25 protein-coding genes and 1 pseudogene are annotated in these 24,731 nt (G+C 70.6%); 15 read left to right on the forward strand and 11 right to left on the reverse strand.

Going from position 1 to position 24,731, the window contains the following annotated elements:
• Positions 1 to 75: 75 nt before the first annotated feature.
• From ACH4TV_RS21945 to ACH4TV_RS21980, 8 genes are all read left to right on the forward strand, one after another.
• Positions 76 to 1,593, forward strand: a complete 1,518-nt coding sequence (locus tag ACH4TV_RS21945; RefSeq protein ID WP_398400509.1) for a sugar ABC transporter ATP-binding protein — start codon at positions 76 to 78, stop codon at positions 1,591 to 1,593.
• Positions 1,590 to 2,630, forward strand: coding sequence for an ABC transporter permease (locus ACH4TV_RS21950; protein WP_398400511.1), 1,041 nt, complete (start codon positions 1,590 to 1,592; stop codon positions 2,628 to 2,630). Before ACH4TV_RS21945 ends, ACH4TV_RS21950 begins: the two co-directional genes overlap by 4 nt.
• A complete protein-coding gene (locus ACH4TV_RS21955) occupies positions 2,623 to 3,600 on the forward strand; it encodes an ABC transporter permease (protein ID WP_398400513.1) in 978 nt (325 codons plus the stop codon). The genes ACH4TV_RS21950 and ACH4TV_RS21955 overlap by 8 nt, the downstream gene beginning before the upstream one ends.
• 100 nt (positions 3,601 to 3,700) lie before the next feature.
• Positions 3,701 to 4,783: a rhamnose ABC transporter substrate-binding protein gene (rhaS, locus tag ACH4TV_RS21960; protein ID WP_398400515.1), complete on the forward strand. Its 1,083-nt coding sequence runs from the start codon at positions 3,701 to 3,703 to the stop codon at positions 4,781 to 4,783.
• 16 nt (positions 4,784 to 4,799) lie between these two features.
• Positions 4,800 to 5,120, forward strand: a complete 321-nt coding sequence (locus ACH4TV_RS21965) for an L-rhamnose mutarotase (RefSeq protein ID WP_330286043.1) — start codon at positions 4,800 to 4,802, stop codon at positions 5,118 to 5,120.
• Between the two features lie 78 nt (positions 5,121 to 5,198).
• Positions 5,199 to 6,623, forward strand: a complete 1,425-nt coding sequence (locus ACH4TV_RS21970) for a BNR repeat-containing protein (RefSeq protein ID WP_398400517.1) — start codon at positions 5,199 to 5,201, stop codon at positions 6,621 to 6,623.
• 90 nt (positions 6,624 to 6,713) lie between these two features.
• Positions 6,714 to 7,745 carry a LacI family DNA-binding transcriptional regulator gene (locus ACH4TV_RS21975; RefSeq protein WP_398400519.1) on the forward strand — a complete coding sequence of 344 codons (1,032 nt, stop codon included), beginning with the start codon at positions 6,714 to 6,716 and terminating at the stop codon, positions 7,743 to 7,745.
• A gap of 110 nt (positions 7,746 to 7,855) precedes the next feature.
• The gene (locus ACH4TV_RS21980) at positions 7,856 to 9,160 is read left to right on the forward strand and encodes an alpha/beta fold hydrolase (protein WP_398400521.1); all 1,305 of its coding nucleotides are present in this window, start codon (positions 7,856 to 7,858) and stop codon (positions 9,158 to 9,160) included.
• Positions 9,161 to 9,173: 13 nt separating this feature from the next.
• On the opposite strand, the gene ACH4TV_RS21985 is transcribed toward ACH4TV_RS21980, so the two are convergent.
• Complete coding sequence (locus ACH4TV_RS21985; protein WP_398400523.1) at positions 9,174 to 9,374, reverse strand: DUF5999 family protein; 201 nt, start codon at positions 9,372 to 9,374, stop codon at positions 9,174 to 9,176.
• A 105-nt stretch (positions 9,375 to 9,479) separates the two neighbouring features.
• The gene (locus ACH4TV_RS21990; RefSeq protein WP_398400525.1) at positions 9,480 to 10,961 is read right to left on the reverse strand and encodes a cytochrome P450; all 1,482 of its coding nucleotides are present in this window, start codon (positions 10,959 to 10,961) and stop codon (positions 9,480 to 9,482) included.
• 107 nt (positions 10,962 to 11,068) lie between these two features.
• Between ACH4TV_RS21990 and ACH4TV_RS21995 the strand changes: the two genes are divergently transcribed.
• Both ACH4TV_RS21995 and ACH4TV_RS22000 read left to right on the forward strand, forming a co-directional pair.
• Positions 11,069 to 11,677 carry a TetR/AcrR family transcriptional regulator gene (locus ACH4TV_RS21995; RefSeq protein ID WP_398400527.1) on the forward strand — a complete coding sequence of 203 codons (609 nt, stop codon included), beginning with the start codon at positions 11,069 to 11,071 and terminating at the stop codon, positions 11,675 to 11,677.
• A 105-nt stretch (positions 11,678 to 11,782) separates the two neighbouring features.
• On the forward strand, positions 11,783 to 12,508 hold the full coding sequence (locus ACH4TV_RS22000) for a DUF2470 domain-containing protein (RefSeq protein ID WP_398400529.1): 726 nt from the start codon (positions 11,783 to 11,785) through the stop codon (positions 12,506 to 12,508).
• Here the strand turns inward: ACH4TV_RS22000 and ACH4TV_RS22005 are convergent.
• From ACH4TV_RS22005 to ACH4TV_RS22015, 3 genes are all read right to left on the reverse strand, one after another.
• Entirely contained in the window at positions 12,476 to 13,708 is a 1,233-nt protein-coding gene (locus ACH4TV_RS22005) for a lactonase family protein (protein ID WP_398400531.1), read from the reverse strand. The genes ACH4TV_RS22000 and ACH4TV_RS22005 overlap by 33 nt on opposite strands.
• A 142-nt stretch (positions 13,709 to 13,850) precedes the next feature.
• On the reverse strand, positions 13,851 to 14,912 hold the full coding sequence (locus ACH4TV_RS22010; protein WP_398400533.1) for a hypothetical protein: 1,062 nt from the start codon (positions 14,910 to 14,912) through the stop codon (positions 13,851 to 13,853).
• Positions 14,913 to 14,965: 53 nt separating this feature from the next.
• Positions 14,966 to 16,213, reverse strand: coding sequence for an aromatic acid exporter family protein (locus ACH4TV_RS22015; RefSeq protein ID WP_398400534.1), 1,248 nt, complete (start codon positions 16,211 to 16,213; stop codon positions 14,966 to 14,968).
• 175 nt (positions 16,214 to 16,388) lie between these two features.
• Between ACH4TV_RS22015 and ACH4TV_RS22020 the strand changes: the two genes are divergently transcribed.
• The 3 genes from ACH4TV_RS22020 (at position 16,389) to ACH4TV_RS22030 (ending at position 19,142) form a co-directional block, all read left to right on the forward strand.
• Positions 16,389 to 17,288 (forward strand): DUF3626 domain-containing protein, encoded by a 900-nt coding sequence (locus ACH4TV_RS22020; protein ID WP_398400536.1) that lies wholly within the window; start codon positions 16,389 to 16,391, stop codon positions 17,286 to 17,288.
• A gap of 177 nt (positions 17,289 to 17,465) precedes the next feature.
• A complete protein-coding gene (locus tag ACH4TV_RS22025; RefSeq protein ID WP_398400538.1) occupies positions 17,466 to 18,434 on the forward strand; it encodes a phosphotransferase family protein in 969 nt (322 codons plus the stop codon).
• Between the two features lie 39 nt (positions 18,435 to 18,473).
• Entirely contained in the window at positions 18,474 to 19,142 is a 669-nt protein-coding gene (locus ACH4TV_RS22030) for a M15 family metallopeptidase (protein WP_398400540.1), read from the forward strand.
• A 97-nt stretch (positions 19,143 to 19,239) separates the two neighbouring features.
• Here ACH4TV_RS22030 and ACH4TV_RS22035 read toward each other — a convergent pair whose 3' ends face one another.
• Together ACH4TV_RS22035 and ACH4TV_RS22040 are read right to left on the reverse strand one after the other, a co-directional pair.
• Complete coding sequence (locus tag ACH4TV_RS22035) at positions 19,240 to 20,202, reverse strand: SDR family NAD(P)-dependent oxidoreductase (RefSeq protein ID WP_398400542.1); 963 nt, start codon at positions 20,200 to 20,202, stop codon at positions 19,240 to 19,242.
• A gap of 34 nt (positions 20,203 to 20,236) precedes the next feature.
• A complete protein-coding gene (locus ACH4TV_RS22040) occupies positions 20,237 to 21,337 on the reverse strand; it encodes a PHP domain-containing protein (protein WP_398400745.1) in 1,101 nt (366 codons plus the stop codon).
• 129 nt (positions 21,338 to 21,466) lie between these two features.
• On the opposite strand from ACH4TV_RS22040, the gene ACH4TV_RS22045 reads away from it, so the two are divergent.
• Positions 21,467 to 21,703 (forward strand): hypothetical protein, encoded by a 237-nt coding sequence (locus tag ACH4TV_RS22045; RefSeq protein WP_398400544.1) that lies wholly within the window; start codon positions 21,467 to 21,469, stop codon positions 21,701 to 21,703.
• Between the two features lie 31 nt (positions 21,704 to 21,734).
• On the opposite strand, the gene ACH4TV_RS22050 is transcribed toward ACH4TV_RS22045, so the two are convergent.
• Together ACH4TV_RS22050 and ACH4TV_RS22055 are read right to left on the reverse strand one after the other, a co-directional pair.
• Positions 21,735 to 22,412, reverse strand: coding sequence for a VanZ family protein (locus ACH4TV_RS22050; protein ID WP_398400546.1), 678 nt, complete (start codon positions 22,410 to 22,412; stop codon positions 21,735 to 21,737).
• Positions 22,413 to 22,525: 113 nt separating this feature from the next.
• Complete coding sequence (locus ACH4TV_RS22055; protein WP_398400548.1) at positions 22,526 to 23,185, reverse strand: DUF4230 domain-containing protein; 660 nt, start codon at positions 23,183 to 23,185, stop codon at positions 22,526 to 22,528.
• Between the two features lie 268 nt (positions 23,186 to 23,453).
• Between ACH4TV_RS22055 and ACH4TV_RS22060 the strand changes: the two are divergent.
• Positions 23,454 to 23,642: pseudogene (locus ACH4TV_RS22060) on the forward strand (hypothetical protein); the annotation flags it as partial.
• Here ACH4TV_RS22060 and ACH4TV_RS22065 read toward each other — a convergent pair.
• Positions 23,637 to 24,017, reverse strand: coding sequence for an anti-sigma factor antagonist (locus tag ACH4TV_RS22065; RefSeq protein WP_398400550.1), 381 nt, complete (start codon positions 24,015 to 24,017; stop codon positions 23,637 to 23,639). The pseudogene ACH4TV_RS22060 and the gene ACH4TV_RS22065 overlap by 6 nt on opposite strands.
• Before the next feature lie 232 nt (positions 24,018 to 24,249).
• Positions 24,250 to 24,678 carry a MarR family winged helix-turn-helix transcriptional regulator gene (locus ACH4TV_RS22070; protein WP_398400552.1) on the reverse strand — a complete coding sequence of 143 codons (429 nt, stop codon included), beginning with the start codon at positions 24,676 to 24,678 and terminating at the stop codon, positions 24,250 to 24,252.
• Positions 24,679 to 24,731 lie beyond the last annotated feature (53 nt).

The raw sequence follows: 24,731 nt of genomic DNA on the forward strand, positions 1-24,731 counted from the left end.
AACGTCCCGGCAACCCAGTTGAAACCTTTCACGACGTCGTGAGGCCAGTCCCACCGGCGTCGTCGAGGAGCCCTCATGACCCACCCGTCCGACCCGGGGCCAGCCCCTGTGCTGGCGCTCAAGGACATTTCGAAGTCCTTCGGCGCGGTGCGTGCCCTGCGGGACGTCTCCATGGAGCTGTTCCCCGGCGAAGTGCACGCACTCGCCGGAGAGAACGGCGCCGGCAAGTCGACCCTCATCAAGACGCTCGCCGGAGTGCACCGACCGGACACCGGTCAGGTGCTGCTCGACGGCGCACCCGTCGTCTTCCACGGCCCCGGCGACGCCCGTGACGCGGGTATCGCCGTGATCTACCAGGAGCCCACGCTCTTTCCTGACCTGTCGATCGCCGAGAACATCTTCATGGGCCGCCAGCCCCGGCGCGCCCTCGGCCGTATCGACCACAAGGCCACCCACGCGGCGACCGCCGCCCTGATGCAGCGACTCGGCGTCGAACTCGACCCCGACCGCCCCGCACGCGGCCTGTCCATCGCGGACCAGCAGATCGTCGAGATCGCCAAGGCGCTCTCCTTCGACGCCCGCGTCCTGATCATGGACGAGCCGACCGCGGCCCTCACCGGCAGCGAGGTGGCCCGCCTCTTCGGTGTCGTCCGCACGCTGCGCGAGCAGGGCGCCGCCGTGCTGTTCATCTCGCACCGGCTGGAGGAGATCTTCCAGATCTGCCACCGGGTCACGACGCTGCGCGACGGCGCCTGGATCGCCAGCGAGCCGATCGACGGTATGACCGAGGACGATCTCGTACGCCGCATGGTCGGCCGCGATCTCGAAGAGCTCTACCCGAAGCAGGACGTGCAGGCCGGCGAGGTCGCGCTCAGCGTGCGCCGGCTGACCCGCGAGGGCGTCTTCACCGACGTCTCCTTCGAGGTGCGGCACGGCGAGATCGTCGGTCTCGCCGGACTCGTCGGCGCCGGGCGTACGGAGGTGGCCCGCGCCGTCTTCGGCATCGACCGGTGGGACGCCGGCGAGGTCGAGGTGGACGGCACGGTGCTGACGAACGGCGCCCCCTCCACGGCCATGGCCGCCGGGCTCGCCCTCGTCCCCGAGGACCGGCGCGCCCAGGGTCTCGTGATGGACATGTCCATCGAGCGGAACATCGGCCTCACCGGACTGCGGACGACCGTCAAGGCCGGCCTCATGGACCGGGGCGCCGAGCGCAGCCGTTCCCTCGACTGGGCCCTCAAGCTCCAGGTGAAGTACGCCCGCATCGCCGACACCGTCAACACGCTGTCCGGCGGCAACCAGCAGAAGGTCGTCCTGGCCAAGTGGCTCGCCACCGGCCCCAGGGTGCTGATCGTCGACGAACCCACCCGTGGCATCGACGTCGGCACGAAGGCCGAGGTGCACCGCCTGCTCAGCGAGCTGGCCGCCGACGGTGTGGCCGTCCTGATGATCTCCTCCGACCTGCCCGAGATTCTCGGTATGGCCGACCGCGTGCTCGTGATGTACGAGGGCCGCCTCGCCGCCGAGATCCCGCGCTCCGAAGCAACCGAGGAAACGGTGATGGCCGCAGCCACCGGGAGGGCCGCCGCATGACGGTGACCGCTCCCAACCCCGCCCCCGCCGCAGAGGTGCCCAAGTCGAGCGGCACCCGGTTGGTCGACCGCGTGTTCAAGATGCGCGAACTCGCCATCCTGCTCGTCTTCCTGGTGATGATCGGTATCACCCAGGCGGGCAACAGCGAGTTCCTGTCCGAACAGGGCATCAAGGACCTGCTGCTGAACGCGACGATCCTGGTGCTGGTCGCCACCGGCCAGTCGCTGGTGGTCATCACCCGCAACGTCGACCTGTCGGTCGGCTCCACGCTGGGCATCAGCGCCTTCGCCGCCGGCCTCTACCTCCAGGACGGCGGAAACCCCGTCGTGGCCGTCTTCCTGGCGATACTTCTCGGTATCGGCTTCGGGCTGCTGAACGGGCTGCTCGTCAGCTTCGGGCAGGTGCCGGCGCTCGTCGTCACCCTCGGCACGCTCTACATCATCCGCGGCATCGACTCCATCTGGGTCGGCTCCCGGCAGATCACGGCGGCCGACCTCCCGGACGGATTCGTCGACTTCGGGTCCAGCGGCATCACGGCGGTGCCCTATCTCGCACTGATCGCGCTCGCCGTGCTCATCGCCACCGCCTACTACCTCAGGCACTTCGGCAGCGGCCGTGAGCTGTACGCGCTCGGCTCCAACCCCGAGGCCGCCCGGCTCGCCGGTATCCCGGTGCGCAAGCGGATCCTCGCCGCGTACACCTTCTGCGGCGGGCTCGCCGGTCTGGCCGGCGCCCTCTACCTCGCGCGGTTCGGCAACGTCGACTCCAGCACCGGCAACGGCTACGAACTCACCGTCGTCAGCGCGGTCGTGGTCGGCGGGGTGGTCTTCACCGGCGGCTCCGGCAGCGTCTACGGGGCCGCGCTCGGCGCGCTGCTGCTGACCTCCATCAACAGCGTGCTGCCCGCCCTCGGCGTCAGCTCGGTGTGGGTCATGGCCATCAACGGCATCCTGCTCATCCTCGCCATCGCGGTCGACCGGATCGTCGCCCTGCGCGTGGCGTCCGCACTGAAGAAGAGGAACGCCCGCCATGGCTGACTCGTCATTCGCGCGCGCGATCCGCTGGGATACGGTCGTCGGCGCCCTCCTCATCGTCGTCCTGCTGCTGTCCTTCGGGACCGTGGACGGGTTCGGCAACGGCCTCAACCTGTCCTTCCTGATCGGCAACACCCTCCCGATCGCGCTCATCGCGCTCCCCATGACCCTCCTTGTGGTCTCCGGCGAGATCGACCTCTCGGTCGCCTCGACGGCCGGGCTGTCCGGTGCGGTGATGGGCGCCCTGTGGAACCAGGGCATGACGATCGAGGTGATCATCCCGATCTGTCTGCTCCTGGGTGTCGTCTGCGGGCTGATCAACGGGCTGCTCGTCACCCGGCTCGGGCTGCCCTCGCTCGCCGTCACCATCGGCACCATGGCCGCCTACCGGGGCATCGCACAGATCGTGCTCGGCTCCGACGCGGTGACCGACTTCCCCACCCAGTACCTGGACTTCGCGGCCGGACGCATCGGGGACACCTTCATCCCGTACGCCCTCTTCCCCTTCCTCGTGCTGCTCGCGATCGCCGTGGTCGCGCTGCACGCCACCCCGTTCGGCCGGTCGCTCTTCGCGATCGGTGCGAATGAGGAGGCCGCCCGCTTCGCGGGCATCCGCGTCAAGCGGCAGAAGCTGATCCTGTTCGCGGTGACGGGTCTCACGGCCTCGCTCACCGGGATCTTCTGGGCGCTGCATTACGCCAGTGCTCGCTATGACAACGCGACCGGGCTCGAACTCTCCGTCATCGCCGCCGTGTTGCTCGGTGGCATCGACTTCGACGGGGGCAAGGGCACGCTCGGTGGCGCCATCGCCGGGGTGTTCCTGCTCGGTGCGCTCCAGAACGTGATGAGCCTTCAGGATGTTTCGGCTCAATCACAGATCGTCGTCACCGGTGTCCTGCTGGTGCTGTCCGTGCTCGGTCCCCGAGTGGCGCGGCAGGTCTCACTGGCCAGGGCGTCGCAAAGGTTGACGTAGAAGGGCCGTTTGAAAGCTGCCGGTCCGATGTGGCTGGTCGCGCAGTTCCCCGCGCCCCTATCGGGGCACGTTCACTCACCCTCATTTGTAAGGAACCCTCATGCGTAAGTCATCGATCCGCCGGGCCTCCGCGGCCCTCGCCGCCGGCACCTCGCTCGCTCTGGCGCTGACCGCCTGTGGTGGCACCACCAAGAACGACGTCAAGGACGAGGGCGCCTCGGCGGCCGCGACCGGCCAGGCCGACCCGAACGCGGCCACCAAGAAGGGCCTGACCGTCGGGTTCCTGCCCAAGGCGGTCAACAACCCGTACTTCACCTCCGCCGACAAGGGCGGCGAGGCCGCGTTGAAGACGCTGGGCTCCAGCTACAAGGAGGTCGGCCCCAGCAGCGCGACCGACACCTCCGGGCAGGTGTCGTACGTCAACACGCTCACCCAGCAGCAGGTCGACGCGATGGCCGTGTCCGCGCAGGACCCGGGCGCGCTGTGCACGGCGCTCAAGCAGGCCATGAAGAACGACATCAAGGTCGTCACCTACGACTCGGACACCAACACCGACTGTCGTAACGCCTTCGTCTCGCAGGCCAGCGCCGAGGACCTCGGCCGCACCGAGGTCCAGCTGCTCGCCGAGCAGATCGGCTACAAGGGCGAGATCGCGATCCTGTCCGCCGCGCAGACCGCGACGAACCAGAACGTGTGGATCGACTTCATGAAGAAGGAGCTGGAGGACCCGAAGTACAAGGACATGAAGCTCGTCAAGGTCGCCTACGGCAACGACGACGCCCAGCAGTCCTTCCAGCAGACCCAGGGCCTCCTCCAGGAGTACCCGAACCTGAAGGGGATCATCTCCCCGACCACGGTCGGCATCAAGGCCGCCGCCCAGTACCTGTCCGGCTCGAAGTACAAGGGCAAGGTCAAGCTGACCGGCCTCGGCACCCCCAACGACATGCGCAAGTACGTCAAGAACGGCACCGTCGAGGGCTTCGAGCTGTGGGACCCGGCGAAGCTCGGCGAGCTGGCCGCGTACACCGCCGTCGCGCTGGTCTCCGGCCAGATCACCGGCAAGGAGGGCGAGACCTTCAAGGCCGGCGCCATGGGTGAGTACACGATCGGCAAGGACGGCGTGATCAGCCTCGGCAAGCCGACCGTGTTCGACGCCAAGAACATCGACCAGTTCAACTTCTGATTCCTGGGGGCTGTTGATGCAACGTGTGTGCTTTCTGCTGAAGGTCAGGGCGGACCGCCTCGACGAGTACCGCGAGCGGCACGCCGCCGTGTGGCCCGAGATGCTCGACGCACTCTCGGCCACCGGCTGGCACAACTACTCGCTCTTCCTGCGCGAAGACGGCCTGCTGGTCGGCTACTTGGAGACCGAGGACTTCGCCGCCGCCCAGGCCGGCATGGAAGCCGCCGAGATCAACGCCCGTTGGCAGGCGGAGATGGCGCCGTTCTTCGAGTCGCTGGACGGCGCCCGCCCCGACGAGGCCATGAAGCCCCTCACCGAGGTGTTCCACCTCGCCTGATCACCCCACCCGCTCATCCCTCTCCCCTTGTTACTCCCCATCGCTCCCCTCATTTCGCAAGACAACGGAGTCCCCGAGATGAAAAGACGTACGTTGCTGGGCGCCGCCCTCGCCGGTGCCGTGGTGACCCCCGTTTTCGCCGTCGGCAGTGCCCGCGCCGCCGACCCCGGCCCCTCGGTCACCCAGACCGGCAACACCACGCTGGACAGCCAGGCCATCTTCTTCGTCTCCTACGACGGCCTGGTGAACAACAACTCGTTCCAGAAGAACGGCCTGCTGACCTACAAGGGCTACCAGTACGCCGTCTGGTACACCGCCGACCGCAACGCCGTCGTGGGCCGCCGCGTCCTCGGCGGCAGCACCTGGGCGACCGTCAAGGTCGGGCACACCCTCCGGTACAACGACTCCCACAACGTCATCTCCATGGGCGTCTCCAAGGTCGACGGCCGCCTCCACCTCAACATGGACTCCCACAGCGACGGCTTCACCTACGTGAAGTCGGTGGCCGGGCTCATGGACAACCCCGCTGGGCTGAGCTGGACCACGAGCCGCTTCGGCGCCCCGCAGTCCACCCTCGACGGACTCGCGCTCACCTCGCAGTTCACGTACCCGCAGTTCGTCTCGATGCCCGACGGCAAGCTCCAGCTCAGCTACCGCGTCGGCATCTCCGGCAACGGCCGCAACGCCATCGCCGAGTACAACGGCACCTCCTGGACCAACCTCGGCGAGTGGTCCAGCTCGACCGGCACGTACACCAGCGAGCACGGCTCGTCGACGGTCCGCAACATGTACCTGCACGGCATCGACTACGACAAGAACGGCCGCCTGCACTCGTTCTTCACCTGGCGCGAGCAGAACGGCGCCGTGATGTGCAACGGCGGCGGCATCACCAACCACGACACCGGTTACGTCTACTCCGACGACCGGGGCCGCACCTGGCGCAACAACGCGGGCACCCTCGTCGGCACCACCGGCGCCTCCGACAAGGTCGCCGTCACGGACAGCGGCCTGGTGGTCGACCCGCTGAACCCGGACCACTCCCTGATGAACCAGGAGAGCCAGTTCACCGACTCGGCCGGTCTGCCGCACGCGATCATCAGCTACGTACCCGGGCGCTTCGGCCAGTGCACCACCAACTACGTCACCAACCGCACCGCCAACGGACGCGCCTTCCACGTGCGCAAGAACTCCGCCGGCACCTGGCAGAAGACCGAGATCCCGGTCCCGCTCAACTCGAGCCAGCGCACCAGGCTGGTCCTCGACAAGTACGACAACGCCTACGCGATCTTCCCCTTCGGGCGGATAGCCGGCGCCTCGAAGTCCTCCGGCTACACCGACTGGGCGGTGCTGTTCGACGGCAGCGGCCTGAACGCCTTCGGTGAGGTCGTGGTCGACGAGACGCGGATCGCCCAGGAGAACGTCCTGTCCGTGCTCTACCAGGAGAAGTCGAGCGGTACGACTCCCTCGGCGCTCCATGTGGTCGACTTCAGGCTTCCCGCGTGAACGGATTAGTCCAGGTCGGGCAGGCCTACGAAACGCAAGTAATCTAATGGCCTGCCCGCCACCGCTTGTTTCTCTGGAGGTCCCCGCCTGATGGCCCAGTCGGTGGGTATCAAGGACGTCGCCCGTGCTGCCGGAGTCTCCGTCGGCACTGTCTCGAACGTCATCAACCGCCCGGACTCGGTCGCCACCGAGACCCGGGCCCGTGTGCTGTCCGCGATCGACCGGCTCGGATACGTCCGCAGCGAGTCCGCCCGTCAGCTGCGCGCCGGGCGCAGCCGCATCATGGGGCTGCTCGTCCTCGACATGGGCAACCCCTTCTTCGTGGACGTGGCGCGCGGTGCCGAGCGGGCCGCGCGCGACGCCGGGCTCGGCGTGATGGTCTGCAACAGCGCGCAGAGCGCCGGGGAGGAGGCCGACTACCTCTCGCTCTTCGCCGAACAGCGGGTGCGCGGTGTGCTGCTCACCCCGGCCGACGCGACGGGCCGCAACATCGAGTCGTTCCGCCGGCACGGCATCCCGTTCGTCCTGGTCGACCGGGTCGCCGAGGGCACCACCGAGTGCTCGGTGTCCGTGGACGACGTGGCGGGCGGCGCGCTGGCCGTACGCCATCTCATCGACGCCGGTCACCGCTCCATCGCGTACGTCAGCGGCCCGCCCGGCTTCAACCAGGTGCGCGACCGCCGCACGGGCGCCCAGAACGCCCTCGCCGAGGCCGGCCTCAGTCCCACGGCCCTGCGCGAGCTGCCCACCGAGCGGCTCGACGTGGCCGCGGGCCGGGACGCGGGCGCCCGCCTCCTGGGCCTCGCCGACCGCCCCACCGCCGTCTTCTGCGCCAACGACCTGCTCGCCCTCGGCGTCCTGCAGGCCATGTACGCGGCCGGTGTCGGTGTCCCCGACGACCTCGCGATCGTCGGCTACGACGACATCGAGTTCGCCGCCGCCGCGGCCGTTCCGCTCACCTCCGTACGCCAGCCCGCCGTGACCATGGGCGCCTTGGCCGCGGAACTCCTCCTGGAGGAGACGGAGACCGAGGCGGAGGCCGGCCCGAGGAGGCACGCCCACCGCAGGGTCGTGCTCCAGCCGGAACTGGTGGTCCGGCGCTCCAGCCTGTCGGCGCGCTGACCCCGGACTGATCCCACGTTCAGTAGGTGTGCGTGATCCCGGGGCTCGGCGGCGCCCCGGGCATGTGCTGAACTGGGGCCGCCCGGAACCCAGCAGCCACAGGAGCCCCGTTGACCGTCAACTACCGCCAGCCCGGAGTCGTCCTCACCGACCGCCGTTTCACCGTGCCCCTGGACCACGGCGATCCCGGGGGCGAGACCATCGAGCTGTACGCCCGCGAGGTCGTCGCGAGCAGCGAGGCGAACCGGGACGACCTGCCGTGGCTGCTCTACCTCCAGGGCGGTCCGGGCTTCGGAGCGAATCGTTTCGTCGGCTCGCAGGCCTGGCTCGGCCGCGCTCTGGAGGAGTACCGCGTGCTTCTCCTCGACCAGCGCGGCACCGGCGCCTCCACGCCCGCCAACCGCCAGACGCTGCCGCTGCGCGGCGGGCCCGCCGAACAGGCCGCCTATCTGGCCCACTTCCGCGCGGACTCGATCGTCCGGGACTGCGAGTCCATCCGCCCGGCGGTGACCGGCGGCGCCCCCTGGACGCTGCTCGGCCAGAGCTTCGGCGGCTTCTGCGCGGTGCACTATCTGTCGACGGCCCCCGAGGGCCTGGCCGCCGCCCTGATCACCGGTGGCCTGCCGTCGCTCGACGGCCACGCGGACGACGTCTACCGGGCCGCCTACCCCCGTATCGAACGCAAGGTCGCCGCGCACTACGCGCGTTACCCGCAGGACGTCGAACGGGCGCGGCGGATCGCCGAGTACGTGAGCGGTCACGAGCCGGTCCTGCCGAGCGGCTACCGCCTGACCGTCGAGGCCTTCCAGTCCCTCGGCATCCTCCTCGGCGGCAGCGAGGGCAGCCACCGGCTGCACTACCTCCTGGAGGACGCCTTCGTCCGCACCCCGCAGGGCCCGGCCCTGTCCGACGCGTTCCAGGAGGAGGTCCAGGGGCTTCTCTCGTACGCCGCGCATCCGCTGTACGCCCTCGTCCACGAGGCCATCTACGGCCAGGACAGCCGCCCCACCGCCTGGTCGGCCGAGCGGATACGGGCCGAGTTCCCGCAGTTCGACGCGGGCAAGACCCTTGCGGGGGACGGGCCGTTGCTGTTCACCGGCGAGTCGGTCCATCCCTGGATGTTCGACCACGACCCGGCTCTGCGCCCCCTGCGCGAGACCGCCGAACTCCTCGCCGCCCGCACGGACTGGCCGTCCCTGTACGACCGGTCCCGGCTCGCCGCCAACGAGGTCCCGGTCGCCGCGGCCGTCTACCACGACGACATGTACGTCGACACGGAGCAGGCGCTGGAGACCGCGCGGGCGATCCGTGGGCTGCGGACCTGGGTGACGGACGAGTTCGAGCACGACGGGGTGCGGGCGAGCGGCCCCCGGGTGCTCGACCGGCTGCTGGCCCTGACGCGTGACGAGGTGTGACGACGCCGGTGACTCAGGCGGCGACGGCCAGCGAGCCGAGGCCGCGCAGCGGGCCCACGGCCCGCCCGTCCGGCAGGAGTTCACCGGTGTCGTCGAAGACGATGGTGCCGTTGCAGAGCAGGTTCCAGCCCTGCTCGGGGTGGGCCACGACGATGACTGCGGCGTCGTGGTCGGGGCTGTCGACGGTCGGGCACGAAGGCTGGTGAGTGCACATGGTCTCTCCCGCGATTCAAGGGTCTGCCTCAGTAGTAGCGGAGGTTGTTTTCCTCTGTATGTGGAGACCCCGACACGCCAGGAAATTCATCTGTGAGGTGACAGCTCAGTCAGAGGTCAACTCCTCGCCCGGGGACCGCCGTTCGAGGTGCAGCCGCAGCCCCTCCGGCATCACCGTCAGCCGTTCCGCCACCCGCAGCCGGTAGTCGGGGTCGGGCTTGAGGTCGTAACGGCGCAGGAGCAGGCCCAGGACCAAGGTCGCCTCGTGCAGGGCGAACTGACGGCCGATACAGGCCCGGGCCCCGGTGCCCCAGGGCTTGAACGTGTGGGCGGGGCGGGAGCGCACCGCCGCCGCGTCGAAGCGGTCCGGGTCGAAGCGGTCGGCGTCGGCGCCCCAGACCGCCGGGTCGCGGTGCAGCAGCGGCGCGAGGACCAGGGTCCAGGCGCCCTCGCGCATCGGATGCTCGCCGCCGAGCACGGTGTCGTGGCGGGCCTCGCGGGCGAAGGCCGGTGCTGTCGGCCACAGCCGCAGCGACTCGTCGAGCACCCGGCGCACGTACCGCAGCTTGGCGACCTGGTCGTAGCCGGGGACGGCCGCCCCGCCCCAGACGCGGTCCACCTCGGCGCGGGCGCGGGCGGCGCTCTCCGGGTGCTGGGAGAGGTAGTGCAGGGCGAAGGAGAGCGCGCCGGACGTCGTCTCATGGCCCGCGATGAGGAAGGTGAGCACCTGCCGGCGCACGTTCTCGGGCGAGAGGCGTTCGCCGGTCTCCGGGTGAGCGGTGTCGAGCATCCGGTCGAGCAGGTCGCCGCCGCTGTCGCCGGTCCCCTTGCCACCGGACGTCCGGCGGGCCCGTACGACCTCGTCGACTGTCCGGTTCAGGTATGCCATGGCCGCCTCGTTGCGGCGCGTCGCCCGGCGCAGCAGCAGCGGGGCGAGGGGCTCGGGGACGACGTTCAGGTACTGCGCGTGGTTCAGGGCGCCGACCATCGCCGTCACGAAGGGGTGCGGGTGGGTGCGTTCGAAGGAGCCGAAGTCGTGGCCGAAGCCGGTGCGCGCGATCGTCTCCAGGGTCAGCTTCGTCATGTCGCCGGGCACGTCCACCGCCCGGCCCGCCGTCAGTTCCCGGTCCCAGTGGTCCGTGAGCCGCCCGGCCACGGCCAGCATCATCGGGTGGTAGCCCTCCATCGCCTCGCGGCTGAAACCGGGGGCGAGGACATCGTGCGCCAGCTGCCAGTTGGGCTCGTGGTTGTACGCCGTGAACAGCCCGTCCCCGGCGATCGGGCGCAGGTTGGCCACCCCCAGGCCCACGTGCTTGGCGAAGCGCGTCTCGTCCGCCAGATCCGCGGTGAGGTCCGCGCCCCACACGAACACGATCTCCTTGCCGAACGCCCTGCGCCGGAAGATCGGCCCCAGCCGGAGCCCGGCGCGCATCGAGTCCTGAAGAGGGGTACGCGGATTGACGCCGACCAGGTCACCGAGCAGCGGAATCCGGTGCGGCGGATGCGGAATCCGGTCCAACTCGGGCCAGCCGAGCTCGGCGCTGCGGAATCCCCGGGGCTGCGCAGCCTGGGTCGCTGTCTCGGCCATGACGCCATCTCCCTTGATCCGGCGGCGCGTTGAGCTTGTTGTACGTGGGTTCAATAGCGCCGTCAGTCTGGTCCCGGTGTTGAACCGACGTCAAGTAAGGTGCGGGCATGACCGCGAAAGAGGGGGAGCGTACGCGCCGTCGGCTCAGTACCGGTGAGCGGCGGGAGCAGCTTCTGGCGGTCGGGGCCGGCCTGTTCTCGGAGAGCCCGTACGACGAGGTGTGGATCGAGCAGGTCGCCGAGATCGCCGGTGTCTCGCGCGGGCTGCTGTACCACTACTTCCCGACCAAGCGGGACTTCTTCGCGGCGGTCGTGGAACGCGAGAGCGAGCGCATGCTGCGGATGACGGCGGCCGTGCCCGGCATCCCCGCACGGGAGCAGCTCGACGCGAACCTCGACGCCTTCCTGGCGTACGTCGAGGAGCACGCGCACGGCTACCGAGCCTTCCACCGGGCCGACGCGTCCGGCGACCAGGCCGTACGGAAGGTCTACCAGCGGGCGCTGGGCGCGCAGGAGCGCCAGATCCTCGAAGCGATCGCGGCCGACCCGGAGTTCGGGCGGCTGTCCGACGAACGGCCTGAGCTGCGGCTCGCCGTCCGCGGCTGGCTGGCGTTCACGACGGCCGTGTGCCTGGAGTGGCTGCGCGGCTCGGACCTGTCCCGTGAACAGGTAAGGGACCTGTGTGCGCGGGCTCTGCTCGGCACCCTCGCGCCCTGAACGAAGCCCGCCGGGGAAACAGATACCGCACAGGATCGTGAGAGGTGGTTGGCGTACACCCAGATCTTCGATAGGTTAGGCAAGGCTTACCTAAGGAGGTTTGGGATGGGTGACAGTCCGACCTGGACGGCCGCGCCCGCCGCGGCGGAACGTGCGCGTTCGGTGCTCGCGGCCGCTTGGTCCTGCGCGGTGACCGCGGACGGCGGGCGCGAGGAGTTCGTCGGCGCGCACACCGTCGGCGAGGACGGCCGGGTGATCCTGGACGTGCCGGCCGACAGCACGCTGCTCGCCGCCGCCGTCTGCGCCCCACGCGGCGAGCCGTCTGCCGTGCTCGAGTTCGCCGACGTCTCGCCCGTCCCCGTACGCAACCGGATCCGCGCCCGGCTGTGGATGGCCGGCTGGTTCTCCGTCGAGGGCGAGCGGCTGGCGTTCCGGCCGACGCGCGTGGTGCTGCGCCAGGGCTCCGGTGCCACCGTGGTCGACCTCGACGAGTTCGCCGCCGCCGTGCCCGATCCGCTGGCCACGGCCGAGGCGGGGCTGCTGACCCACCTCGCCGACTGCCACGGCGACGCCGTCGAGCGCCTCACCCGCCTCGTCGAACCCGACAGCCTGCACGGCGCCGTCAAGGTCCAGCCGGTCGCCGTCGACCGCCACGGACTCACCCTGCGCATCGAACGCGCCCGCGCCCACGGCGACGTACGGCTGGCCTTCCACCAGCCCGCCGACACCGTGGCGCAGCTCACCGAGCGCATGCACATCCTTCTCACCCAGGCCAGCGCCGCCTCCTGCCCCCGTGCGCTACAGCGGCAGCGCACAGACGACGACGGGTGACGCGAACGGCTCGCCCGCGAGCCGTAGTTCACCGCTCGCGCGGTCGACGTGGAAGACGCTGACCGTGCTCGACCGCTGGTTCGCCGCGAACAGCAGGTTCCCGTACGGCGAGAGGGCGACGTGGCGCGGGAAGTCACCGGCGACGGGCACGGTGTCGAGGAGTCGGAGACGGGCCCCGTCCGCCTCCACGGCGTACCGCGTCAGGCTGTTGTGGCCGCGGTTCGCCAGATACGCGTACCGCCCGTCCGCGGTCACCACCAGCTGGGCCGGGTAACTCGTGCCCGTACCCGTCCCCGTGGACTGCGCCTCCCCGATGGTCAGCCGCCCGCTGCCGGGGGAGTAGGCACAGACCGCGACCGTGTTGTCGACCTCGTTGGCGAGATACGCGTACCGGCCGCCCGGGTGGAAGGTGAGATGGCGCGGACCCGCGCCCGGCCGGGTCTGCGCGCGTGACACCTCGGTGAGTGTGCCGCGTGCGAGATCCAGCTGGTACGTGTAGACCGTGTCCGTGCCCAGATCGACCCCCAGGACATGGCCGCCGTCGGGACTGGTGACGAACTGATGGGCGTGCGGGCCCTGTTGACCCGGCCCGGGTGCCGGGCTGGAATGCGTGACCAGATCGGTGCGCTCGCCCAGCGCGCCCGAGGCGTCGATGGGGTGCACCGCCACGCTGCCGGAGCCGTAGTTGGCGCTGAGCAGCCACCGCCCGCTCGGATGCACGGACAGATGACACGGCCCCGCGCCGCCGGTGCCGCGCGTGCCGAGCACCTCGCCCCGGCCGCCGAGCCGGACCGCCGTCACACCGCCGTCCTGACGCTCGTTCACGGCGTACAGGGTGCGGCCGTCGGGATGCGCGGCGAGGTAGGACGGGTCGCCGACACCCGTGAGGGTTCCGGCGCGGGTGATACGGCCCGAGACCGGGTCGTAGGACGCCAGGCCGATGCCGGTGCCGCCGCCCTCGACGGAGGTGTAGGTGCCGAGGAAGAGGGGGCGGGGAGCGGCGGGCCGAGGGGCTTCTGCCGCGGGTGACTCCGGGGTGGCGGCAGGCTCCTCCGGGGTGGCGGCCCGATCCAACGGGGTGGCCGCCATCGCCCTCGCCGGGACGGTCGCCGTCGCGGCCGTGCCCGCCGCCGCGCCCACGAACCGGCGCCTGCTCCAGCCGCCGCGCGCGCCTCGCGCCGGTTCCGTACCACCGCTCATACCTGCACCCCGGGTCTCGGTTGCCTCGGCCGCGATCAGCCGTGACAGCAACTCTGACGCGGATCACCCGGCACGTGCAAGAGCGGCAATGCGCGTTGCGCGGGCTGCAATGCGCGCGACTGTGCCGGTAAGCCCCTGCGCGCTACCAGTCCCCGTCCTCCACCGGCTTCCCGGTCAGCGGCTTCACCTGGCCCGGCGTCGGCGTCTGCCAGGGCTCGTGGTCGTCCCCGAGCCAGTCGCCGACGGGCTGCACGGCCGTCAGCGGGTCCGTGGGGGCCAGGTCCTCGGCGTCCTGGTCGAAATAGTCGAACCAGGGCAGGCCCGCCCGCGTGTAGGCCGCGCGGTCCACCGGTGACGGGGGCGGGGCCTCGCCGGTGATGCGGCGCCACTCGGGCGGTGTCACCAGATGCACGAACACGCGTCCGGCGGGGTGCTCGGCCCACGCCGTGAGCGGCCGGTCGTCCCGGTAGACCTCCTGACGCATCGAACCGCCGACGCCGAGCCCCATGGCGGCACCCCCGGCGCCCGGCGCCCGGCGCCGCTGCGGACCCGCCGTGGCGCCGGGCGCCGGGGGCGCCGCCATCGCCATGGGAGCCATCGGTACGGCCCCGCCGTAGCCGCCGGCCGACCGGGGCGCCGCCCGCGCCCGCTCCGCCCGGCGGCGCTCCTCCTCACGCCACTTCGCCAGCTCCGCGTCGTTCAGCGGGAACGACCGCAGCTGTACGCCGCCCCACACCTCCTTGCCGGTGACCTGGCCCTCGACGGTCGCGCCCAGCCCGAGCGGCACCGCCACGAACTGGCGGACCGTGCCCTTGCCGGAGTTGATGCCGTCCAGCCAGGGCTGACGCGGCAGCACCACGTAGTTCTGCGGCTTCTGCGACAGCCGGTCGCTCCACGGCTCGCCCGACACCGCGCACACCTTGCCCACGCCCACCTGCAACGCGGCGGGCTGCGTTGTCCCCGCGAAACTCAGCCACATCGCCTCGCGCAGATACACCGGCAGCAGCACACCACCGCGCGCCCGCCAGGCCTCCGGCACGGTGTCCGGGTAGTCGGCGACCCGGCGGACCGGGAACTCGCCGAGCCCCGGCGGCAGCGGATGCGTACCCGTCTCCGGCAGCCGCAGGGTCCGCACGAACCGTACGGACACACCGCCGGGCAGCCGCAGCGTGTTTCCGTCGATCCGCACACCGGAGTCACCCATGCGCAATCCCCCTCAACCGTCGCTGGTCACTAGTCCTGTCCTATGTGACTTCGTCACATAGAACGACGTGAGACCGCCCTGCGGTTCCTGCCGGCCCCCCGCACGTACTTCCGCAGCCGGGTCAGCCGGGGCATCAGCTCGCGCTCCTCCCGGCTGCAGCGGTCCAGCTCCTCCAGCAGCCGCCGTGAACGGTGCTCGGTGTCCAGCTCGTCGAGGATGCGGTTGACCTCGGTCAGGACGGCCCCGTGCAGCTGCCACTGCGCCGCGTCCTGCTGGATCTCCGCCAGGAGCAGCTGCGCCAGCTTGTCGCGGGTGGCCGTCGCGGCCCGCAGTTCGGTGGTGAGCCGGGCCTCCGCCGACTCGGCGCTGACACTGACGTCGGTGGTGACCAGGACCGCGAAACTGACCACGGCGTCGGCGATCTCGGACAGCAGCCGCTCCAGCGCGGCCCCCGTCTCCGGGGCGAACAGCGGCTCCGGGTCCCGTTCCTTCGCCAGGTCGGTCAGGCTGCGGGCGAGGACACGCAGGACGACCGTGCAGATCTCCAGGGTGTCCAGGCCGGTACGCAGCACCACCCGGTGCAACAGGCCCTCCCGGACACGCGGATTGAGACGCAGACTGTCCTCGGCCTGCTTCAGCGCCGCGTCCACCTCGACGATGTCGTGGTCGAGCCGGCGCGCCTCGTGCAGCCGCGCGGTCGCGTGGTCCACGGGAGTGCGGCCCGCGGCCTCCTCACCCATGCGCAGCATCAACTGCCGTACCCGGCGGGCCAGACCCTCGATGGACTCACCGGCCGCGACCACCCACACCGGGGGCGCGAACAGCAGGTTGAACGCGAGCCCGACGACCGCGCCGATCACGGTCTCCAGGACCCGCGCCCACGCGGTGTCGCCGACCCGGGTGACCCCCAGCACCAGCATCGCGCTGATCGCCACCTCGGGCACGAACTCGCTGACCCGCACCAGATGGCCCACCACCAGCGAGGCGAGGATGAGCAGCGCCAGGCTCCACCAGGTCAGCCCCACCAGCACACTGAAGCCGATCGCGATGACGACCCCGGCGACCACCGAGTTCACCCGGCGTATGCCAGTGGTGATCGTCGCGTAGAGGGTCACCTGGACGACCAGCAGCGCGGTCAGCGGAGCGGTGAGCGGCGCGGCCTCCGGACTGACGCGGAGCGCGACGACGTACGCGATCGTCGCGGCGGCCGCCGACCGCAGCGTCTGGACGACCACGGGCTCGCGGTGCCGTCGCACGAACCGGACGACGGACGCCGTCCACTCACCAGGTACCACTCGCATGCGCGCGCACGCCCCCTTCCCACAGGCGCCCCGAGCGTACTCACGGAAGTCCGGAACCGGGTGAGCCGCGGAGGGAGGTATTCCTCACGTGATCAGGGATGTTTCCCCGAGGGAGGGGGCTTGTTGGCCAATAAGTTGTGGATCTCCGAGCCCGCCCGGTGATCTCCTGGTTCGCATGGCGGAAGACCTCAGGGGCGGCCTTCGTTCCCCCCACACCAAGGCCCTCATCCACGTCGCCGGCCTCTCCGCCGGCCCGGCCCTCGCCGCCGGCCTCCGGGTGACCCTGAACTTCCACCCCGACCGGAGAGCCGGTGATCTGCCTCTGCTGAAGGCGCTGGCCCAGGACGGCGCCTACTGCTCGCAGTTCGTCACCGGTACCAGCAACGGCGGGCTCACCGCCCACCCCGGCGGCGACCGCTGGCGCTGGGAGAGCCGGATGTTCGCGGGGGCCTACGACAGCGCGCCCGCCCACCAGCGCCCGGTGTACGGCGCGTTGAACTTCCGCCGCCAAGTCGTCGGCGCCGCCCCGAGGTTCGGCTCCTCGCACTTACGGCTGACCGGCGCCGCCCTCGCACGGGCCACGTTCTGCTACCCGGACAGCGCGGCCGAACCCACCCACTTCGGGGTGGCCGCCGGCATGTCCCTCGTCGCCCTCGCCGAGGCGGACGACCGGGACGCGCTCGACGACTACATCGAGGCCCAGGTGCACGGCCCCGTAGCACTCGCCCGGGACATCGAGGCGCTGGTCCTCGACGCGAGCTATCGCGGAACCCCGGTGGAGGACGCGGCCCGCGCCCTGCCCGTACCGCTCGAATGGCACCCCGGATACCGGCTCTCCGTACGGGAGTTGCGCCGCCACGCCGACTACCGGGGACCGGAGTGCGTCGAACTCGGCGCCCGGATCGCCGAGAACGGCCGGCTCGACCCACGGATCATCGGCGACGCGGCCCGCACTGGCCGTCATGAACTCCAGGCCCTGAAAAAGGTGTGGCACTGCCTCGCCCGGTTCGGCGCCCCGGAGGGCGCGGGCACCGCCTGCTCCCCGGAGTCCCGGACGGGCACACCGAACGCGTAGGCGCGGGCGACCAGTTCGGCGCGTGCATGTCTGCGCGGGGGCTCGAAAATGGCCCCGGGGGTACGGGACGCGTTCCGTACCCTGTACCGGGACCGCACGCCGGGCGTTGTGCCGAGGACGTGTACGCGGCCGGACGAGGCCGGACGGGGCTGGATCAGCCCGGGAAGGGGCAGACGGGTGACCGATTCGTGGGAGCGGGCCAGGGAGGTCCTCGCATCGGCAGGGCTGTCACCGGACGGCCTCGCCGGCTGCCGTCCGCTCACCGGCGGAACGTACAACGTCGTCGAGGAGCTTCGGCTGGTCGACGGGAGCCGGTACGTCCTGAAGGTCCCGCCGCCGGACACGGTCCCCGGGCTGCGTTACGAGGGCCGACTGCTCGTTTCCGAGGCGGAGTTCTACCGGCACGCCGGCACGGTCGGCGTACCGGCGCCGAGTGTCGTGGTCGTCGGGGACGGTCACCTGCTGATGACGGCGTGCCCCGGCGACCCGTGGGACGACTCGGTGACCGGTGCCGAGCGGGCGCTGCTGAGGGGTGAGCTGGGCGGCCTGGTGGCACGCCTGCACCAGGTCACCGGCCCCGGCTTCGGCTACCCCTCCGGCGCCCTGGGCCCCCTCGCTCCCGACTGGCGTACGGCCTTCTCGGCGATGCTCGACGCCGTGCTCGACGACGCCCTTCGCTACGAGGCATGGCTGCCGGTTCCGGCGGACGAGGTGGCCCGTACCGCCCGGGCGGCCTACGACGTCCTCGACGAGGTCACCGTTCCCCGGCTGGTCCACTTCGACCTCTGGGACGGGAACATCCTGGTGGACCGCTCGACTCGGACGCCCCGCATCGGCGGCCTCATCGACGGTGAGCGCATGCTCTGGGGCGATCCGGTGGCCGACTTCGTGTCGCTGGCTCTGCTGGGGGACATCAGGGGCGACGACGCGTTTCTGACGGGCTATCAGAAGGCGGGAGGGCAGGCCGAGTTCGACGAGGCGGCCGGCCGCCGGCTCGCTCTGTACCGCGTGTACCTGTACCTGATCATGCTCGCGGAGACGGTCCCACGGGCGGTGGGGGAGGAGCGCGAGGGCTGGGTGCGGAAGGTGGTCGGTCCCGCGCTCGTGGCCGCGCTGGAAGATCTTCCGCCCGCGCACCGCCCCTAGGGGACCTTGTCCGGTCCGGCGAGGGGAGATCATCGTGTCATGAGCGAGATCATCCTGATGTCCGACCCGAAGGTGGCCGCCGTACCCGTCGAGGAGTGCGGAGACCGGCTCGTGGAGGTGCGTGGCACCCTGCTCACCGACGACCGCCAGCAACGGGCCTCCGGTGGCGCTCAGTTCCACCTGCGGCAGGGCGTCCTCGACCGGCTGCTCGCAGCACAGACGCTGCTCCCCGACGGGATGCGGCTGCTGTTCGTCGAGGGGTACCGGCCGCCCGCCCTGCAACGCCGGTACTTCGAGAAGTACTCCGCCGAACTGAGCGCCCAGCACCCGGACTGGCCCGAGGACCGGCTCCGCGCCGCCGCCAGCCGCTACGTCTCCCCGCCCGAGATCGCCCCGCACAGCGCGGGTGCCGCCGTCGACCTGACCCTCGCCGACGCCGACGGCCGCGAACTCGACCTGGGTACCGCCATGAACGCCAACCCCGAGGACAGCGAGGGCGCCTGCTACACCCACGCGCACAACATCGGCCCCGAGGCCCGCACCCACCGCGAGATCCTGAGCAAGGCACTGACCGAGGCCGGCCTCGTCAACTACCCCACAGAGTGGTGGCACTGGTCGTACGGCGACCGCTATTGGGCCCTGACGACAGGAGCTCCTGCGGCGCTGTACGGCCCCAGCGAACTCGACGCAAGACCGTGCTCGCGGTGAAATCGGGCGCGTGACAGCGCCCCGAAAGGGGCGCGGGGAACTGCGCGACCAGCCCCCACCGGGCCCGCAGCCAAAGAACCGCCCTTCCCGCGGGGCGCTACGCCGCGAACACATCGACCCCCGTGAGCCGCCCCGACAGTTCCCAGAGCCGCGCCGCCTGCCCGGCATCGATTGCATAGTCCCGTACACCACTGCGCTCGTCGCCCGGAGCGGCCGGCTCCGCGACGTCGCAGTCCTCGCAGTAGACGCCGCCCATGCCGGCCAGCTGCGGGGAGGTCGCGGCCCACACCTGGGTGGCCGCACCCTGCTCGGGCGTCTTGAAGCCCTCCAGGTCCAGCGCGTTGCCCTCGGCGTCCCGCCACCCGCGCTCGATCTGCTCGGCGATGGGGATGTGGCGCTGGAGCGGGGTGAAGATGGCGCCGGGGTGCAGGGAGAAGGCGCGTACGCCCGAGTCCTGGCCGAGCCTGTCCAGGTGGACGGCGAACAGGACGTTCGCTGTCTTCGCCTGGCCGTACGCCTCCCACTTGTCGTACCCGCGCTGCCAGTTGACGTCGTCCCAGCGGATGCCGGAGAAGTGGTGGCCGCGGGAGGAGACGGAGACGACGCGGGCGCCGCCCGGCTCGATGGCCGGCCACAGCCGGTTGACGAGGGCGAAGTGGCCGAGGTGGTTCGTCGCGAACTGGGCCTCCCACCCGGGGCCGACCCGTGTCTCGGGGCAGGCCATGATCCCGGCGTTGTCGATCACCAGGTCGAGGGTGCGGCCGGAGGCGAGGAAGCGGTCGGCGAAGGCGCGCACGCTGTCCAGGTCGCCGAGGTCGAGGGCGTCCACCTCGGCGCCCTCGATGCCGGCCAGCGCCTCCCGTGCGTGCTCCGGACGGCGGGCGGGCACGACGACCCGCGCGCCCGCTTTGGTGAGCGCGCGGGTGGTCTCCAGGCCGAGGCCCGAGTAGCCGCCCGTGACGAGCGCGAGCTTTCCGGAGAGGTCGATGCCCGCGAGGACGTCGTCGGCGGTGCTCCGGGCGTCGAAGCCCGAGCCGGTCTTGTGCTGTGCGGTGGTCATGTACGGCACGCTACGAACTGGAGCGCGCTCGAAGTCAAGCCCCGCCCCCACCGACCCCGAGACCGGGCGGCAGCTCGCGCTCCCGTGTCCAGGCCAGCAGGTCGTCCACCGGCCAGGTGGTGACCACCCGCTCGGCCGGTACACCGCACTCCTCGGCGCGGGCGCAGCCGAGGATCTGCCAGGCCAGCTGGCCGGGCGCGTGCGCGTCGGTGTCGATCGAGAACAGCGTGCCCGCCGCCACGGCCTGCCGCAGCAGCCGGCGCGGCGGGTCGAGCCGCTCCGGACGGCTGTTGATCTCCACGGCCGTGCCCGTCTCGGCGCAGGCGGCGAACACCGCCTCCGCGTCGAACTCCGACTCCGGCCGCGCGCGACCCCCACCCCGCTCGCCCCGCCCGCCACCCCCGCCCCGGGGCTCCCGCCCGACGAGCAGCCGCCCCGTGCAGTGCCCGAGCACGTCCGAGTGCGGATCGCGTACGGCGGCCACCATCCGGCGGGTCATCGAGCGCGCGTCCATGCGCAGCTTGGAGTGCACGGACACCACGACGACGTCCAGCAGGTCCAGGAGGTCCGGCTCCTGGTCCAGGGAGCCGTCGTCGAGGATGTCGCACTCGATGCCGGTGAGCAGCCGGAACGGCGCCCAGGCCGCGTTGAGTTCCTCGATCACCGCCAGCTGCTCGCGCAGCCGCTCGGGGGACAGGCCCCGGGCCACCGTGAGGCGCGGGGAGTGGTCGGTGAGCACCGCCCACTCGTGTCCGAGCCGCGCCGCCGTGCGGCCCATCTCCTCGATCGGGCTGCCGCCGTCGGACCAGTCGGAGTGCAGATGGCAGTCCCCGCGCAGCAGCGCCCGCAGCTGCTCCCCGCCCTGCGCTGGCGAGGCCGCACCTTGCTCGCGCTCCAGCTTCTCCAGGTAGCCGGGCACCTCCCCGGCCAGCGCCTCCCGCACCACCTGGGCGGTCTTCGGGCCGATGCCCTTGAGGGACTCCAGGGTCCTGTCGGTGGCCCGCTGTCTCACCTCGTCCGGGGGCAGCGCCGCCAGCACGTCGATCGCGGTACGGAACGCACGTACGCGATAGGTGGGGGCCAGGGAGCGCTCCAGCAGGAAGGCGATCCGGTCCAGCGCCTCGCCGGGATCCATGGCCATGGTCACCTCCGTCTCCAGCGTCGCGCGGGCTCGGCGGGCCCGCACCACGGGGGACGGAGATGACTGTTCCGGAGCGGTCCGGTGGCCGGTACATGATGGCCGGATTCGCTCTACGCTCTAGGTATGACCGAAAGTGCGAGCCCTTACATCTCCCACCCGCGGATCATGGTGCTCGGGGTGCAGCCGGGCGTGCCGCCGTTCCGCATCGTGTCGATCGACGGTGAGGTGGCCGGGGCGGCGAGGGTGCTCACCGATGTCCTGATGGTTGCCGCCGCGGCCGGGATCACGGTCCACGATCTCGACGATCCGGACGTGATCCGCTGGGTCGGCGGCGACAAGCTCACCTGGACGAGGAGGTAGCCGGTCCCCGGCGGACCGGCCGGCCGGTGGGCTACGGCCGTCGCTCGCGTACGTGCACCGCGCGGCTCAGCCGTCGGCCGAGGAACAGGTAACCGATCAGCGCGCCCGTGGTGTTGAGGATGACGTCGTCGATGTCGAAGGCGCGCCCGTTGATCAGCGTGCCCTGGGCCAGTTCGACCATGAGCATGACGGTGGCGGTCAGGAACAGTACCCGCAGCACTCCCCGCGCCCGGGGTGCGATGACGGGCACCAGGATGCCGAAGGGCACGCCGAGCAGCAGGTTTCCGCCGATCTGCCGGATGGCGTCCCGCATTTCCGGCTGGTCCAGGTAGGCGCGCAGCGAGCGGCCCGGGCGGAGGTTGGTGTGGGTCAGCGCCGCTGACGCCGGGGACGGCTCAAGGGTGAGCCGGGCCAGGATCACGGCGAACGCCACCATGAACAGGAAGGCGCACAGCACCGTCAGCAGCCGGGCCAGGAAGGCGAACGGGCGGCGCTTCGGCGAGGTCTTCTCGGGAGGTGCGGGGGATGCCTTCGGCGGGGCCTTGGGAATCTTCGAGGCCTTCGGGTTCTTCGAGGCCTTCGAAGCTTTCGAGGAGGACTTGGGCGGGGACTTGGGTGCGGACTTCGGTGGGGTCTCGGGCGGCTTGCTCGCGGCTTTCGCGGCACGCAGACGCAGCGCGGCGAGAGAGCGCGGAGCTGATCGGGCCATCAAGGTCCTCCGGTCTTCAACTGATCCCCGTGGCATGGCAGTTACCCCCGATCGAGCCGGGAGATTCCGCTCCGTGCTGCCCGGATCCCGGGACCCGGGCAGCACGGACTCTCTCACGTGCCGTACGTGACGGTCACCTCCGTGAAGCCGAGGGAGCCGAGCAGGCCCCGCAGCATGTCGGTGGTGTTCTCCTCTGCGCGCGCGGTCAGGCCGCTCTCCTTCGCCGCGTCGCCGATGTGCCGGACAGCCGTCTGCTGGACGGCCTGTTCGTTGTTCGGGTTGTCGGAGAACAAGTCGGTGATCCGGTCGAAGATCCCGCGCTGCTTGGAGACGGCGTAGGAACGGTCGGGGTCCAGCGCGGGCTTTCCGAGTGCCGCGTGCGGCAGCCGGAGCGTCGCGGACGTGCGGTCCTCGTTGACCGTCACGTTGTTCTTCGCGACCTTGCCGAGATCGACATAGGCCTCGACGGTGCCCGCCCCGACATAGAGCACGCGGGTGCCCTTGATCGCGTCGGGCAGGTACTTGGTGTCCTTCTCCAGGTCCACGACGACCTGGAAGTTGCCGGACGCCGCGTCGTAACGGCTCATGTCCTGGATGGATTCGAGGAGCGCGGGACCCGAACGGTCGTGCGTCTCCTCGCCGAAGATGTCCCCCAGCCCCGGCAGAACCGCGAGCCGGAGCCCGGCCAGCAGCAGCACGAACACCAGCACCACGGCACTCAGCACCTTCGCCCAGACGGGCAGGCGTCGCACGGCCTTGATGGACGTCGTCATGACGACGGACCTCCTTCTTCCTACGTACTGAACCGAATGCCCACCAAATGCCCTGCCAGACCGCTCTGTTGACGGATCGGGACATTCGCCGGAGGCAAAGGCGAGGGCCCGCCGTCTGTCGGACCTGCCGACCGGTGACGGCGAACAGAGGTCAGCAGCGGTCAGGTGCATGAAGTCCGGAGGAACCGGGGTGATCATACGACCGTGTCGGCGTCAACTCCGTCAGCGCCCGCCCTGTTCGGCGCGACCTGGAGCGAATAGACAGGAAGTGCCGAAGGGCACCGAGATGGTCATGCCGGGCGACAACACCACCATGCATGTGCGGTTGGTCCAGCCGATCGGCATGGAGGAGGGCCTGAAGTTCGCCATCCGGGAGGGCGGCCGGACGGTGGGCGCGGGTCAGGTCACGAAGATCCTGAAGCAGATGTTCCGTATGCGGTGGCCGGTGGGGTCATAACGTGCCGGACGCGGTCTCGGGCTGGTCCAGGGCCGCGTCCAGTGACGCCGCCGGGGGCAGCACCCGGGCCAGTCCGGTGACCTTGAGGACGCGCAGCGTGAGCGGATGCGTGCAGACCAGAAGGAGGCTGCCGTCGTGGGCGAGCAGCCGGTGCCGGGCGCGGTACAGCAGGCGCAGACCTGAGCAGTCGAAGAACTCGACGTCCGTCAGGTCGATCACGACCCGGGCCTCCGGGCGGCCGGTCGCCGCGTCCAGGTGCGGGATGATCTCGACGGCAGCGGCGATGTCGATCTCGCCGTGGAACGCGAGGACTGTGTGGCCACGGTCCTCGCGGACACTCAGATGCCGGGTGGGTGGTGCAGGATCCTGCTGCACTACGACATCGCCTCCAACCGGCTGCTGTGGTGGCGGGGCTCGCCGGTCACCAAGGTCCGGGTGACGTCGTGCGGTGAGCCTAGACGTGCTGCCGGGCCTCAGGTGAGCGCAACTGAAGTCCCCGCCCTGCAAGTTACCCTCGTTGGAGTGAATTTGAGCATGTTCGATTGACATATGTCTTCGAAATCAATGCGTGTCCCGCGCATGTCTTCATGTGATGTGCGTGGCGGGACTACGACAGCGCGTGCCAGGCTTTGGACAGTGCCTGGCGGAACTGGTCTGACTGGTGTGACGTGAGGTCGCGGATCATGCGCTCCTCCAGCTCCCGGACGGGCTCGGCGACGTGGTCGAGGAGCTCGCGGCCGGAGTCGGTCAGCAGGATCAGCAGCTCCCTGCGATTGCGCGGATTCCGCTCCCGGCGCACGAGCCCGCGGTTCTCCAGGGACCGTACGAGGTCGGCGATGGACTGCGCGGTGACGAACGAGTCGCGGGCGAGCTGGGCCGCGGAGAGGCCGTCGTGTCGCTCCAGGACGGTCAGCGCGGTGTACTGGAGTGCAGTGATACCGGCCGGTCTGACCAGGTCGTCCAGATGGGAGCGCACAACGAGCTCCACCTGCTTGACCATGTAGAGCAGTGAGGGGGGTGCCTTGGTGCTGACCATGGATTCAGACTAGAGCATTGACAGGAAACCTGTCTGTAATCAGACTGCGGACC

The organism is Streptomyces sp. NPDC020898 (genome assembly GCF_044333925.1).
Taxonomy (GTDB): domain Bacteria; phylum Actinomycetota; class Actinomycetes; order Streptomycetales; family Streptomycetaceae; genus Streptomyces.